Below are 12,962 nucleotides of genomic sequence, written 5' to 3' on the forward strand. Positions count from 1 at the left end.
TGTGCTGGACATCATTGGCTCTCCGCCGGCGCGAAACGGCCGCCGTCGAAACGGTAGGCTCGATAAGGATTTTGCGTCAGGTCACCTTTTTCGTCAAAGCGGATCGGTCCGATCGCCGTGGTGAAGTCATGCGCGGTCAGCACGTTGGCCAGCCTCTCGCCGGAGCTTTGCGGCAATGCTGAAGCCGCCTTGGCGATCTCGACCGCGGCATAGGCGGGAAGCGTGTAACCTTCCGGCACGATGTTTTGTGCTGCAAAGCTTTGCAGTACCTTGGGGTCGGCGACGTCGGCCCATTCGGGCGGCGCGATCATCAGCGTGCCGACGGCATAAGGCACGTCGCCGGGCGGCGCGCGCAACGCTTCGCCGCCGGCAAACACCATGCCGGTATTTAGCTGGCCGGCATCCCGGCCCATAATGGCGACATCATCGCCGTCGCCGCCGGCAAAGACATGCGTTGCGCCGGCTTTCTTCAGCCGGCCGATCAGGCCGATCTGGTTGTCGAGCTGCGGCCGGAACGTGTCGACGAACACCGGCTTCAGAGCCGCTTGCTCGGCGGCTGCCCGAAACGTCTCGGCCATTTCGCGGCCATAGATCGTGCCGTCGTCGACTATGGCGAACAGCTCGGTTTGCCATAGGCGGGTGAGGATGGCAGCGACGGCATTGCGCTCGTCGTCGCCGCGCGGCCCGAGACGATAGATCGGCCATCCGGTCTTGGCGCGCCGGTCGGTCAGGCTTTCCGTGCGCACGCCGACGGTGATCACCGGTATGCCGGCATCCTTGAGGATCGGCAGAGCCGCCTCGATTGCGTCGGTGCACAAAAACCCGATGACGACGTTGACCTTGGCCGCGGTGAACTCCCGCGCGGCGGCGGCGCCACCGTCGGCCGTGCAGGCGTCATCGATCGACTTGATTTCGGCATCGTTCGCTTCAGCCGCCATTGTCGCGCCGGCCTCGATCTGTTTGCCGAGGATCGCCGACGGCCCCGACAAAGGTGCCGCGACGCCGACCAGCAGCGTCTCGGCATTTGCACTGCAGGCGACCGAGAGCCAGGCCAGCACCGCTATCGTGGTTGTCCAAGGTCGCATGCGAGCGAAGAATTCCTCCACGCCGGTCGCGTGGTTGCCGGCGCCAATGCCGTCAAGACCTAAAGGCTGGCCAGCTTTGGCGCAACACGCGAATTCGGGATATAGGTCAAGCACTTCGCTTGTGGCCTGCAATATCCCCCCATATATAACGGTTGGTTCTGACTAGTGGAAAATCATCGGTGCTGAAGAAGAATGACATCGGGCCGCAGGCCTACCGCGACGCGATGGCCCATTTTGCTGGCCATGTGCATGTAGTCACCACCGATGGCCCTGCCGGCAGGCGCGGCGCGACGGTGATCGCGGCCTGCTCGGTGTCGGACACGCCGCCAACCATCCTGGTTTGCCTCAATCGTGAAAATCCCAAGAACGAGCCGTTCGTGGAAAACGGCAAATTTGCCCTGAACACGCTGGCTTCGGATCAGGAGCCGCTGTCGATCGCCTTTTCCGGCATTACCGGCCTGCCGGTCGAGGAGCGTTTCGCGTTGGCCGAATGGGATGTGATCTCGACCGGTGCGCCGACGCTGAAGGGCGCGCTCGCCGTCTTCGACTGCGAACTGATCGACTCCAAGGATCTGGCCACCCACCGTGTGCTTTTTGGCAAGGTTACAGGTTTGCGCATCGGCGATAATTTGCGGCCGCTGATCTATCACAACCGCGGCTACCACGCTTTGTAGAGGCTTTCAGATGGCCGCGCCCGCGAAGACAGAATGACCGAGTTGAAAACCGCGTCCGGCGCCGCGGATGATCGACGAGACGCTCGATCTGTTGACCCGTGCGGATTATGTGGCGGACCGGTCGCTGGCGACCGTGCTGTTTTTATGCGTTCGGTCGACCCGCGGCGGTGGATCCAGGCTGGCGCGAAGCGCGTCGCATAACCACATGTCTGCCAGGGAGAAAATCATGGAACACAGTATCTATCTCGATGAGGCCCGCGATCCGCTGATCATCGCGGAGGGCTGGATGAAGGACGGCAAGGATGTCGCCATTGCCACCGTGGTCGAGACCTGGGGCTCGGCGCCGCGCCCGGTCGGCAGCCACCTAGTGATCGACGCGGAAGGCAATTTCCACGGCTCCGTCTCGGGCGGCTGCGTCGAAGGCGCGGTGGTGACCGAGGCGGTCGATGTTATCGATAGCGGCACGGCCAAAATGCTCGAATTCGGCGTCGCAGACGAGACCGCCTGGCAAGTCGGCCTGTCATGCGGCGGCCGCATCAAGGTCTATGTAGAAAGATTGGGTTGATCTCGAATGGATCCCTATGCGCTGAAGACACTCAACGCCGAACGCCGCGCCCGCCGCGCGGCAATCCTGGTCACCGATCTCGGCGACGGCCGCGACCGTGTCGTGCGCGAGGGCGACCGGGTAGCCGGCGAACTCGGGGCGGCCATCGCCAAGGCATTTCGCACGGGCAATTCCGGTTCGGCCGAAGCTGAGGGACGGACCTTCTTCCTCAACGCACATCTGCCGCAGCCGCGCCTGGTGGTGATCGGCGCCGTCCACATCAGCCAGGCGCTGGCACCGATGGCCAGGATCGCCGGCTATCCTGTCGAGATCATCGATCCGCGAACGGCCTTTGCCACGCCCGATCGTTTTCCCGATATCGCGCTGCATGCCGAATGGCCAGAGGATGTGCTGACGCGTCAGCCGCTCGATAGCTATACGGCGCTGGCTGCTCTCACCCACGATCCGAAGATCGACGATTTCGCGCTGAAGGCGGCGCTCGACGCCGGCTGCTTTTATGTCGGCGCGCTCGGCAGCCGCAAGACCCACGCCAAACGTGTGGAACGCCTGCTGGCTTCGGGAGCGACCGCCGACCAGATCGCCCGCATTCATGCCCCGATCGGCCTCGACATTGGGGCTGCCAGCCCGGCCGAGATCGCCGTCGCGGTGTTGGCGCAAGCGATCCACGCCTTTCGCTCCCGTGGTCTCGAATCCAAAGGCGCCATCGCGTGAAATTTGGTCCCGTTGCGATCGATGCGGCCGAAGGGGCAGTGCTGGCGCACGCCACCACAGCCGGAGAGCGCCGCTTCCGCAAGGCGCACAGGCTAAGCGCCCGGGATGTGTCCCTGTTGAAGGCCGCTGGCATTTCCGAGGTCGTAGCGGCGGTGTTGGCGCCCGATGATCTCAGCGAGGACGTCGCTGCCGAAAAGATCGCCGCATCCATGATCCATCGCAACATCGAGGCGAGGCCCGCCGCGACAGGTAGGGTCAACCTCCACGCGCAGGCTGCCGGCATGTTCACCGTCGACGCGGCGATGATCGACGCCATCAACGCCGTCGATCCGACGATCACCATCGCCACGCTGGCGCAGCATGCGCCGGTCGAAAAAGGTCAGATGGTAGCAACGGTGAAGATCATCCCATTTGCGGTCGCCTCCGCTTTGGTCGATGCCGTGGCAAGGATCTGCGCCGGCGGCGAGATATTTGCGGTCAACGCCTATCAGCCGGTGCGCGTCGGCGTCATCCAGACGGTGCTGCCCGGCATCAAACCCAGCGTGCTCGACAAGACGCTGCGCGTCACCGAAGCGCGCCTGGCGCGTTCGGGCGGCAGGCTGACGGCGGAGCGTCGAACCCCGCATGAAATTATCCCCGTCGCCGAGGCTGCGGCCTCGCTGATCCGCGACAACGATATGGTGGTGATCTTCGGCGCTTCGGCGATGGCCGATTTCGGCGACATCGTTCCTGCTGCGATCGAAAGGGCGGGCGGCACTGTCATCCGCGCCGGCATGCCGGTCGATCCCGGCAATCTGCTGGTGCTAGGCACTCTAGGCGGCAAGCGCATCATCGGTGCGCCGGGCTGCGCCCGCAGTCCCAAGGAGAACGGCTTCGACTGGGTGCTCGACCGGCTGATCGCCGGTCTCGACGTGACCGCCAGGGATATTGCCGGCATGGGTGTCGGCGGGCTGTTGATGGAAATTCCGACGCGGCCGCAACCGCGCGAGCCATTGCCGGCCAAAGCCGAACCAAAGGTCGAGATCGTGCTTCTGGCCGCCGGCCGCTCCAGCCGCATGGGCGGGCCGAACAAGCTCTTGGCGCTCTTCGACGGCAAGCCGCTGGTCCGTCGCACTGCCGAACGCGCGGTCGGTTCGAAAGCCGGGGCCACCATCGTCGTCACTGGCCACCAGCGCGAGCGCGTGCGCGATGCACTGTCTGGCCTCGATGTGACCTTCGCCGACAATCCGGATTTCGGCGAGGGTCTGTCTTCGTCGCTGAAGGCCGGCATCGCCAAGATTTCCGGCGACGCCGCAGGCGCCATGATTGTCCTCGGCGATATGCCCGGCGTCGCCTCGGCCGACCTCGACAAGCTGATCGAGGCGTTCCGCAGGTCCGAAGGCCGATCGGTGGTGCGGGCCTCGCACGACGGGCGGCGCGGCAATCCGGTGCTGCTGCCGCGTTCGCTGTTTGCCGCGATCGCTCACCTCGAAGGCGATACCGGCGCCCGCCATCTGGTCGAGGCCGAAGGGCTCGACGTCATCGATGTCGAGATCGGCGAAGGGGCAGCCGTCGATGTCGACACGCGCGAGGCGCTGGAAGGCGCCGGCGGCGTGCTGCAGGATTGACAAACCGAAGCCGAAAAACGCATGGCTGAGGGATGGCCTTTCGTTCCTGCTTCCGGTTCCGCTTGCCTCCCTCCGGCCTCCCGGCCCTGCTGATGGCGATTCTTTTGTCGCTCTCTTGTGCCGCCTACGCCAACGCTCTCGAACTCAAGCCCTTCAAGGACGATCTGTTCGCCTATCCGGTCACGCTCTCATCCGAAAACAACGGCGCCTATACGGTTGTCGATTATCGTGAGCTGCGCGACATCAACGCTCGTGACGAAGTGCCTGAGCGTCGTGTGCACGCGCAATACACCGAAACCGGCGTGCGCAAGGTGCAGCAGGATCTCTTGCTGAAGACCGACGCTGGCGATGTCCGCCACATTGCCGTCGGCAAGACCGGGGGCGCCAGCATCATCGTGCTTTACCTGCACGGGCAGGGCGGCAGCCGTAAGCAGGGCACCGACGACTTCACCTTCGGCGGCAATTTCAACCGCATCAAGAACCTGATGGCCGGCAATGGCGGCCTCTATCTGTCGCCGGATTTTTCCGATTTCGGCGACACCGGTGCCACCCAGATCGCCGCATTGATCGGCCACTATGCCGAACAGTCGCCGCGCGCAAAAATCTTCGTCGCCTGCGGCTCTATGGGCGGCGCGTTGTGCTGGAAGCTGGCAGGCCGCAAGGACTCCGGCGGGCGCATCGACGGGCTGCTGCTGCTCGGCTCGCTGTGGGACGAGAGTTTCTTCTCAAGCCCCGCCTTCAAGCGTCGTGTGCCGGTCTTCTTCGGCCAGGGCAGCAAGGACCCGGTGTTTCCAATCGAGAAACAGGAAGCCTTCTTCCGATCGATTCTGGCCAAATCGAAAGCCTACCCGACCCGCTTCGTCCGCTTCGAGACCGGCACGCATGGCACCCCTATCCGCATGACCGACTGGCGCGGCACGCTCAACTGGATGTTGTCGAAGGTCCCTTAGGGCGCGGTGTTGTAGTCGAGCACGGTCTGCGGGTTGATCTCGCCGTCATAAGAGGCATCGACCTCATACTGCACCAGCGAGAAATTGCCGTGGCGAAACAGGTAGGTGCCGGCCGACGAGGCGTCGCCGACGCCGCGCCACTTGTTCAAGGATGAAATCGTTTTGGTGGCCTCGTCATATTCGGAGTTGACCAACTGGTCGTCGGTCTGGAAGCCGATGATGTTGATGCCCTCGACCTTGCCTTCGCTATTGTTGTTCTCATAGCGAATATCGAGTTCCGGTGACGCGAATTGCAATTGCCGGACGCCCGATACGTCGTCGTAGATGTAATAGACTGCGCTCTCATTGTAGGCGGCCATCGAGCAGAAAAAGCGAAACAGCCGTGTCTCGCGTTCGGGCTCGTTTTCGGCCGCCCCCGCATCCTTGTAGCGGAGCGAGTAGGCGTCCGGCTCTCCTCGCGGATCGCCGCCGGGCATGTCCTTGTCGCATTGGTCGCCATAGGTCGCTGTGAAGGCCTTCTTGGCCTGCTCAAGCGCTGCGTCCTTCTTCGGCGGCGTCGGTCCTTCGCCGCAGCTTGCCGGCACGGCATCCTCGAAATCGGCCTTCGAGGGTTTCAGCGCACCCTTGTCGATGAAGATCGCGCGAAATGGCGGTTCCTGGATCGAAGCGTTGATCTGGCGCAGCGTGTAGCAACCGGCAAAGACATTCTCGCTGCCGTCGTTGGCCGTCGCCCGGATGGCGACGGGGACGCTGTAATAGATGCTGCCGGCAGCACCGTCTTCGGACACACCACCGATTTTGACTTCGACCGTGTCGGTGCCGTCATAGCCTTTGACGAAAGCATCGAAGTCCTTGGCCGGCTTGGTGTCGCCGAAATAGTCCCAGGCGCGCGCGAATTCGTGCCGGCTGATGGCACTATAAAGCGACCGGATGACCGCTTCGGCATTCGACCTGTCGTCGATATAAGGCGCGTCGGCGGCGAGCACCGGTTGGCTGGTAGCGGCAACGGAGAAAAAAGCGGTCGCTGCGAACAAGGCGCGTCTCATCGGGAACCTCCACTCGATGAAAAATCCTATCATATCGATTGCGGCGGCGTGGTGACGCTTGAACAATCGCCTGCGAAAGCGCTACCTCTCGCCCTCGGCAGTCGGGCCGCGTGGAGATTTCTTGTGACCATATCAATGTATGAAGCATCCGTGCCGGTATTTTCGGCGAGGCTGAAGGCACTAGCCAATGTGCTGAACATTGCCGAGCAAAATGCGGCTGACCGCAAGATCGACCCGCAGGTGTATCTCACGGCGAGGCTGGCGCCGGACATGTTCGCCCTGACCAGGCAGGTACAGATTGCCACCGATCACGCCAAGGGCGCGCCGTCGCGGCTTGCCGGGCGCGAGGTGCCAAAATACGAGGACAATGAGGCGAGCTTCGCCGAGCTGCAGGCGCGCATAACCAAGACGCTCGATCTACTCGCCACGTTCTCGGCGGCCGAATTCGATGGTTCAGATGACAGAATGGTCGAACTGAGGCTTGCGGGGCGCGAAGTGTCGATGCCGGGAATGCAGTATCTGCTGCATGCCGCCGTGCCCAATTTCTATTTCCACCTGACCACCGCCTATGACATCCTGCGTCACAACGGCGTGCCATTGGGCAAGTCGATTTTCCTCGGATTGCGTTGAGATTCGCTCGGGAGATATCCCGGCCGCGCCGGGATATCTCGCGGTGCACTGTTTAGCGCAGGGACATTTCCCGGGCGATGCGCGGGAAATCGGACGGCTTGACGCCGATATCGGCGCGATCGGCATTGCTCATCGAATGGAGCAGCGCCAGTGCCGCGCGATAGCGCAGCTGTTCCCGCGGACGCGGACGGGCGAACATTTCAGTGAAGAATCCCATGATTCAAGCCCCTTTATTGAACCTCCACGGCCGTCAATATAGGCAGATCATGACAATTGTGCAGTGCAGCATCCGCATGGCAGCCATGCTGCCCCGATCTTTTTTGACATAATTCGGCTGTTCCGGCGAAACTTCTGTGGCGCTTCGACCGTAGGAGTCAGTGCCGGCACTTGGCCGGTTTTTCCTCGCCATTCCTGGCGAAATTCCGGACTGCATGAAAATGCGGTCCGGCTTTTTATTGGCCGCGGGGATAAACCCGGTTCGCCGGCGTCCTGGGAAAGTCGCCTGGCCTGCCGGCGGTGGGCTTGGAAGCGGGCGGCGCTTTCCTGTATGCTGTTGTTTCCTCCTCGCGCAGCCGCGCAAAAATTCCCACCGGAGAAACTCCATGCACAAACGCCGTCTCGGCCAGACCGATCTTTTCGTGTCGCAAATCTGCCTCGGATCGATGACCTGGGGCCAGCAGAACACCGAGGCGGACGGTCACGCCCAGATGGATCTGGCGTTTGCTCGCGGCGTCAATTTCATCGACACCGCCGAACTCTATCCGATCCCGCCCAAGGCGGAGACACAAGGCCGTACCGAGACAATCATCGGCAATTGGATGAAGGAGAAGCGCAATCGCGACCAGGTGATCATCGCCTCGAAGGTAGTTGGTCGCACCGCCAACAGTTGGTTTCGCGGCGACCGCCCGTCTAAGCTGGTGCGCGCCGATATCTTCGACGCTATCGATAAGTCACTCGCCAGGCTCAACACCGATTACATCGACCTCTATCAGATCCATTGGCCGGAACGCGACGTGCCGTGGGGCGCCAATCCGAACCGCATCGGCGCCGTACCGCGACGCTCCGATGCCGCCGGCGTGCCGGAAGGCGAGACGCCGATCGCCGAGACGCTTGCCGTATTCGATGAACTGGTGAAGGCCGGCAAGATCCGCCATTTCGGCCTGTCGAACGAGAATTCCTGGGGAGTCATGCGTTTCATCGCCGAAGCCGACAAGGGCCTCGGCCCGCGCGTCGCCTCGCTGCAGAACGCCTACAATTTCGTCAATCGCACCTTCGAGGTGAACCTTGCCGAAGTCTGCGAGCGCGAGCAGGTGTCGCTGCTTGCCTATTCGCCGCTGGCGCAAGGCTATTTGACCGGCAAATACGATCATGGCGCGCGGCCGCAGGGCTCGCGCTCGCAGTTGTTCAACCGCGGCCAGCGCTACGAGACTCCCAATGCTGCCGACGTGCAGCTCGAATACAACCGGTTGGCGCGCACCTTCGGCATGGAGCCGGCGCTTTTTGCCAATGCCTATGTCTCGAACCGGCCCTTGGTCACCTCGAACATCATCGGCGCCACCACCATTTCGCAACTCGAAATGGCGCTCTCTTCCGCCGACGTGGTCTGGACCGAGGACATGCAGAAAGCCGTTGATGCGATCCACCAGCGCGTCGGCAATCCGTGCCCTTGATGCGTCGGGACGCGGTTGTCCAATCGTCATAAGGAGAGGGGAACAGCCATGGACTTCCGGATCGACGCGGTGCGCGCGAAATTTCCGGCCTTGTCGCTGACCGACAAGGGCCGCCGGCGCATCTATCTCGACAATCCTGCCGGCACGCAGGTGCCGCAGTCGGTGGCGGACGCAGTATCGCGTTGCTTGCTGACCACGAATGCCAACCTCGGCGGCTTCTTCGAGACCACCGTTGCAGCACAAGACATCGGGGACGAGGCCCATCTGGCGATGGCGGATTTTCTCGGCGCTGCGAGCCCGCAGGAAATTATCATCGGTGCCAACATGACGACATTGACCTACCACATGTCGCGAACGCTCGGCCGCACGATGAAGCCCGGGGACGAGATCATCCTCACCCGCATGGACCATGAGGGCAACGTCTCACCCTGGCTGCAACTGGCCGAAGACCTTGGCCTTGTCGTGCGCTGGCTGCCTTTCGACCAGCAGAGCTGGCAGATCGAGGAGGCGGCGCTCGCCGCGCTGCTTTCCGAGAGGACGCGGCTCGTCGCGCTCAACTACGCCAGCAATCTCACCGGGTCGATCAACCGGGTGAAGGCGTTGACCGGCATCGCCAGGCGGGCTGGTGCGTTGGTCTACGTCGATGCCGTCCAGTTCGCGCCGCATGGCCTGATCGACGTCCAAAACCTCGGCTGCGATTTCCTAATCTGCTCGGCTTACAAGTTCTTCGGCCCTCATATGGGAATTTTGTGGGGCAGGCTGGACGTTATCGATGCGCTTAAGCCGTATAAATGCCGTTGCTCGTCCAATGCCTTGCCGGAGCGCTTCGAGCTCGGCACGCCGTAAATTGAATTGATGGCCGGCCTGTCGGCGGCTGTCGATTATTTTGCCGAGTTGGGCGCGGCAGCCGGCGCGCAAGGATCGCGTCGGCTGAAAATCGCCAAGGCCTTCGAAGTTTCAATCGCTTACGAGAACCCGCTGGCGCAACAGCTGATCGACGGTCTGTCGGATATTGCCGGCCTGACCATCCACGGCATCACCGATCCGAAGCGGATCAATGAGCGTGTGCCGACGGTGTCGTTCACTGTCGAAGGCATCGTGCCGGAGACGATCGTGCGGCAGATGAATGCCGAAAACATCTTCCTGTGGTCCGGCCACAACTACGCCTGGGAGATCGTCCACCAGCTCGGCATTCCGGCCGAGCAGGGGGTGGTGCGCATCGGCATCGCTCATTACAACACTTCAGCCGAAATCGACGAGACGCTGGAGAGCGTGCACCGCGTTGTCGCCATGCTGAGGCAGGAACGATCCTGAGCGGCCCTCGCGGGCGGATCATCGCTTGTGGGCGCCGCCAAAACCGGTGAGGAAGGCGGTGAGATTGTCGCCGAGCTCGTCGCAGAGATAGCCGCCTTCCTGGACGATGACCGTTGGCAGGCCGAGCCCGGCGATCACCTCGCCAATGCGCGAAAAACCAGGCGTGCTCACCGACAGCCCGCCGAACGGATCGCCTTCGAAGGCATCTAGCCCCAGCGCCACCACAAGCGCATCGGGCGAGAAGGCGTTGATGCGCTGGAACGATGCCTCCAGCGCTTCGAGGAACGCTGCATCGCCGGATTTGCGCGGCAGCGGCAGGTTGAGATTGTAGCCGAGGCCGGCGCCTTCGCCGCGCTCGTCGCCATAGCCCCAGAAAAACGGGTAGAAGCGCACCGGGTCGGCATGCAGCGACACGGTGAGCACGTCCGGCCGGGCATAGAAGATGCCTTGCGTGCCGTTGCCGTGGTGCAGGTCGACATCGAGGATCGCCACCCGCGCCGCCTGCTTGCGCAGAACCTGTGCAGCGACGGCCGAATTGTTGATGAAGCAGAAGCCGCCGGCGACATCGGCAAAGGCGTGATGGCCGGGCGGCCGGCACAGCGCATAGGCGGCGGGCGCTCCCGACATCACCGCCTCGGCGGTTTCAACCGCGCTCCAGGCGCTCCAAAGCGCGCTCTGCCACGTCTCGCCGGAGATCGGGCAGGCGGTGTCGGCCATGTGGTAGCCGGCCTGGCCGACCGCCGAGGCCGGATAGGAGCCGTTCCGCGCGATCGGATGGATATTGGGGATGACCTCGGCCGAGGCGCCCTCGATGCGCTGCCAGCGCGCGAAGATATGCTGGAGAAAATCGAGATATTCCGGCGTATGCACCGCCGCAATCGGGCCGAGCCCGTGATCCCGCGGCCGTTCGATCGTGCAGCCGGCAGCCTTGGTGCCGGCTAACAATCGCTCGACCCGTTCCGGCTTTTCCGGATTGGGCTGCGGCGCGCCGCTTGAGAGGAACGCCTTCGGGTCGTGGCGCTTCTGTTCTTCGGCATAGAAGGCTTTCATGTTGGCTCCTCCGGTGCATCGGCAAAGGCGAAAAAGGCGTCGCCGACGATCTTCTGCACCTGCTCGTAGCTCGACCAGCCAATGCCTAACCGTTCGTAAAAAGCCTTGGCGGTCTTGTTGTCGGTGTTGACGGACAGCCTGAGATAGACGCCGCCTGCCTTCCGGCACTGCGCCGCCACCCGGCGCAGCAGGCGCTCGCCGATCCTGCGGCCACGAAAACGGTCCTCGACATAGAGGTCCTGCACATAGACGCCGGGCCGTCCCATCCATGTCGAGAAGATCGGAAAATACAGGCAAAGCCCGGCAAATTCGCCACCGACTTCGGCGATCAAGGTCGAGAAGGCAGGCTTTTCGCCAAAGCCATAGGTGCGGAGATCCTGAGCTGTCGAGGTGATCTCCTGATGTGCGCCGACATGCGCGCCGAGCCGTAGGAGTGCGGCGTGGATGGTTTCGACGTCCTCGACGGTCCCGGGCCGGATGTTGATCTCGGGCAAAGCGACAGTCACTGGAGGTACGATGCCAAGGCACCCCCCTCTGGCCTGCCGGCCATCTCCCCCTCAAGGGGGGAGATCGGATCACCTCCGCGTTCGCCAATCTCCAACGCTGAAAAAGGGGCAGGACGGCGAAGCTGCCAATCTCCCCCCTTGAGGGGGAGATGCCAAGTAGTGGTAAAGAGGGCAGGACAGAGGGGGGTGGGCCGGGAGCCAAACATTTCAGATTGCCTTCCCCTCAGAACGCCACGCGGTCGCCGCCCTTGAGCGCCAGCATCTGCCGTGCCTCGGCCGGCGTTGCGACGTCCAGCGACAGCCCTTCCAGCACGCTGCGGATACGGCGGACGTGGTCGGCATTGGACTTGGCGAGCTGGCGCCCGTCGTAGAGGCTGTCCTCCAGCCCGACGCGGACGTTGCCGCCCATTGCCGCCGCAATCGAGATCATCGGCATCTGGTGGCGTCCGGCGGCCAGCACCGAAAACCGGTAGCTCTCGCCGAACAGTTTGTCGGCGATGCGCTTCATGTGGACCAGGTTTTCTGGATCGGCGCCGATACCACCCAATATGCCGAACACGAATTGGATGAACAATGGTCCCGACACCAGCCCGCGGTCGCGGAAATGCGCAAGCGAATAGAGATGGCCGACATCGTAGCACTCGAATTCGAAACGCGTGCCACAGCCGCGCCCGAGCTTTTCCAGCACCGTCTCCATATCGGCAAAGGTGTTCTTGAAGATCGTGTCACGGGTAGCCTCGAGCAGCTTCGGCTCCCATTCGTGCTGCCATTCTCGCGGCCGCTCGAGCATCGGGAACAGCGCAAAATTCATCGAACCCATATTGAGCGAACACATTTCCGGCTCGGCCCTGAGCGGCGCGGCCAGCCGCTGGTCGAGCGTCATCAGCGACGATCCGCCGGTGGTGATGTTGATCACCGCATCGGTCGCCTGCTTGATGCGCGGCAGGAACTGCATGAACACCTCGGGGTCGGCGGTCGGCCGCCCGTCGCTGGGGTCGCGGGCGTGAAGATGCAGGATCGCGGCGCCGGCTTCGGCGGCGGCGATCGCGTCTGCGGCGATCTGGTCCGGCGTCACTGGCAGATGTGGCGACATCGATGGCGTGTGCACCGACCCGGTGACGGCACAGGTGATAATGACTTTGCGCGGTGCCATG

At 63.0% G+C, this 12,962-nt stretch carries 13 protein-coding genes and 1 pseudogene; 8 read left to right on the top strand and 6 right to left on the bottom strand.

What is annotated here, in order from left to right; genetic code table 11:
- Nucleotides 1–11 precede the first annotated feature (11 nt).
- A complete protein-coding gene (locus NKI17_RS06935) occupies nt 12–1,085 on the bottom strand; it encodes a branched-chain amino acid ABC transporter substrate-binding protein (RefSeq protein ID WP_352576024.1) in 1,074 nt (357 codons plus the stop codon).
- A 179-nt stretch (nt 1,086–1,264) separates the two neighbouring features.
- Between NKI17_RS06935 and NKI17_RS06940 the strand changes: the two genes are divergently transcribed.
- The 5 genes from NKI17_RS06940 to NKI17_RS06960 all read left to right on the top strand — a co-directional run bounded on the left by NKI17_RS06940 (nt 1,265) and on the right by NKI17_RS06960 (nt 5,592).
- Nucleotides 1,265–1,759, top strand: coding sequence for a flavin reductase (locus NKI17_RS06940; protein ID WP_023674737.1), 495 nt, complete (start codon nt 1,265–1,267; stop codon nt 1,757–1,759).
- 226 nt (nt 1,760–1,985) lie between these two features.
- The gene (locus tag NKI17_RS06945; RefSeq protein WP_352570856.1) at nt 1,986–2,324 is read left to right on the top strand and encodes an XdhC family protein; all 339 of its coding nucleotides are present in this window, start codon (nt 1,986–1,988) and stop codon (nt 2,322–2,324) included.
- 6 nt (nt 2,325–2,330) lie between these two features.
- Nucleotides 2,331–3,035 (top strand): XdhC family protein, encoded by a 705-nt coding sequence (locus NKI17_RS06950; RefSeq protein WP_352576026.1) that lies wholly within the window; start codon nt 2,331–2,333, stop codon nt 3,033–3,035.
- A complete protein-coding gene (locus tag NKI17_RS06955; RefSeq protein ID WP_352576028.1) occupies nt 3,032–4,642 on the top strand; it encodes an NTP transferase domain-containing protein in 1,611 nt (536 codons plus the stop codon). The genes NKI17_RS06950 and NKI17_RS06955 overlap by 4 nt, the downstream gene beginning before the upstream one ends.
- Nucleotides 4,643–4,734: 92 nt before the next feature.
- A complete protein-coding gene (locus tag NKI17_RS06960; RefSeq protein WP_352576030.1) occupies nt 4,735–5,592 on the top strand; it encodes an alpha/beta hydrolase in 858 nt (285 codons plus the stop codon).
- On the opposite strand, the gene NKI17_RS06965 is transcribed toward NKI17_RS06960, so the two are convergent.
- Complete coding sequence (locus NKI17_RS06965; protein ID WP_352576032.1) at nt 5,589–6,638, bottom strand: DUF1176 domain-containing protein; 1,050 nt, start codon at nt 6,636–6,638, stop codon at nt 5,589–5,591. The two genes, NKI17_RS06960 and NKI17_RS06965, sit on opposite strands and share 4 nt — an antisense overlap.
- A 123-nt stretch (nt 6,639–6,761) precedes the next feature.
- Between NKI17_RS06965 and NKI17_RS06970 the strand changes: the two genes are divergently transcribed.
- The gene (locus NKI17_RS06970; RefSeq protein ID WP_352576034.1) at nt 6,762–7,268 is read left to right on the top strand and encodes a DUF1993 domain-containing protein; all 507 of its coding nucleotides are present in this window, start codon (nt 6,762–6,764) and stop codon (nt 7,266–7,268) included.
- A 52-nt stretch (nt 7,269–7,320) separates the two neighbouring features.
- Here NKI17_RS06970 and NKI17_RS06975 read toward each other — a convergent pair whose 3' ends face one another.
- Nucleotides 7,321–7,485 carry a hypothetical protein gene (locus tag NKI17_RS06975; protein WP_352576036.1) on the bottom strand — a complete coding sequence of 55 codons (165 nt, stop codon included), beginning with the start codon at nt 7,483–7,485 and terminating at the stop codon, nt 7,321–7,323.
- 385 nt (nt 7,486–7,870) lie between these two features.
- Between NKI17_RS06975 and NKI17_RS06980 the strand changes: the two genes are divergently transcribed.
- Both NKI17_RS06980 and NKI17_RS06985 read left to right on the top strand, forming a co-directional pair.
- Nucleotides 7,871–8,938: an aldo/keto reductase gene (locus NKI17_RS06980; RefSeq protein WP_352623626.1), complete on the top strand. Its 1,068-nt coding sequence runs from the start codon at nt 7,871–7,873 to the stop codon at nt 8,936–8,938.
- 48 nt (nt 8,939–8,986) lie between these two features.
- A pseudogene (locus NKI17_RS06985) lies at nt 8,987–10,252 on the top strand (cysteine desulfurase-like protein).
- Between the two features lie 18 nt (nt 10,253–10,270).
- Here the strand turns inward: NKI17_RS06985 and NKI17_RS06990 are convergent.
- The 3 genes from NKI17_RS06990 to kce all read right to left on the bottom strand — a co-directional run bounded on the left by NKI17_RS06990 (nt 10,271) and on the right by kce (nt 12,961).
- Complete coding sequence (locus tag NKI17_RS06990; protein ID WP_352576042.1) at nt 10,271–11,302, bottom strand: histone deacetylase family protein; 1,032 nt, start codon at nt 11,300–11,302, stop codon at nt 10,271–10,273.
- Nucleotides 11,299–11,808, bottom strand: a complete 510-nt coding sequence (locus NKI17_RS06995; RefSeq protein ID WP_352797084.1) for a GNAT family N-acetyltransferase — start codon at nt 11,806–11,808, stop codon at nt 11,299–11,301. Before NKI17_RS06995 ends, NKI17_RS06990 begins: the two co-directional genes overlap by 4 nt.
- 223 nt (nt 11,809–12,031) lie before the next feature.
- Nucleotides 12,032–12,961, bottom strand: a complete 930-nt coding sequence (gene kce / locus NKI17_RS07000; RefSeq protein ID WP_352755254.1) for a 3,5-dioxohexanoate:acetyl-CoA acetone transferase — start codon at nt 12,959–12,961, stop codon at nt 12,032–12,034.
- Nucleotide 12,962 lies beyond the last annotated feature (1 nt).

Source organism: Mesorhizobium sp. M0816 (genome assembly GCF_040320005.1).
Lineage (GTDB): Bacteria > Pseudomonadota > Alphaproteobacteria > Rhizobiales > Rhizobiaceae > Mesorhizobium.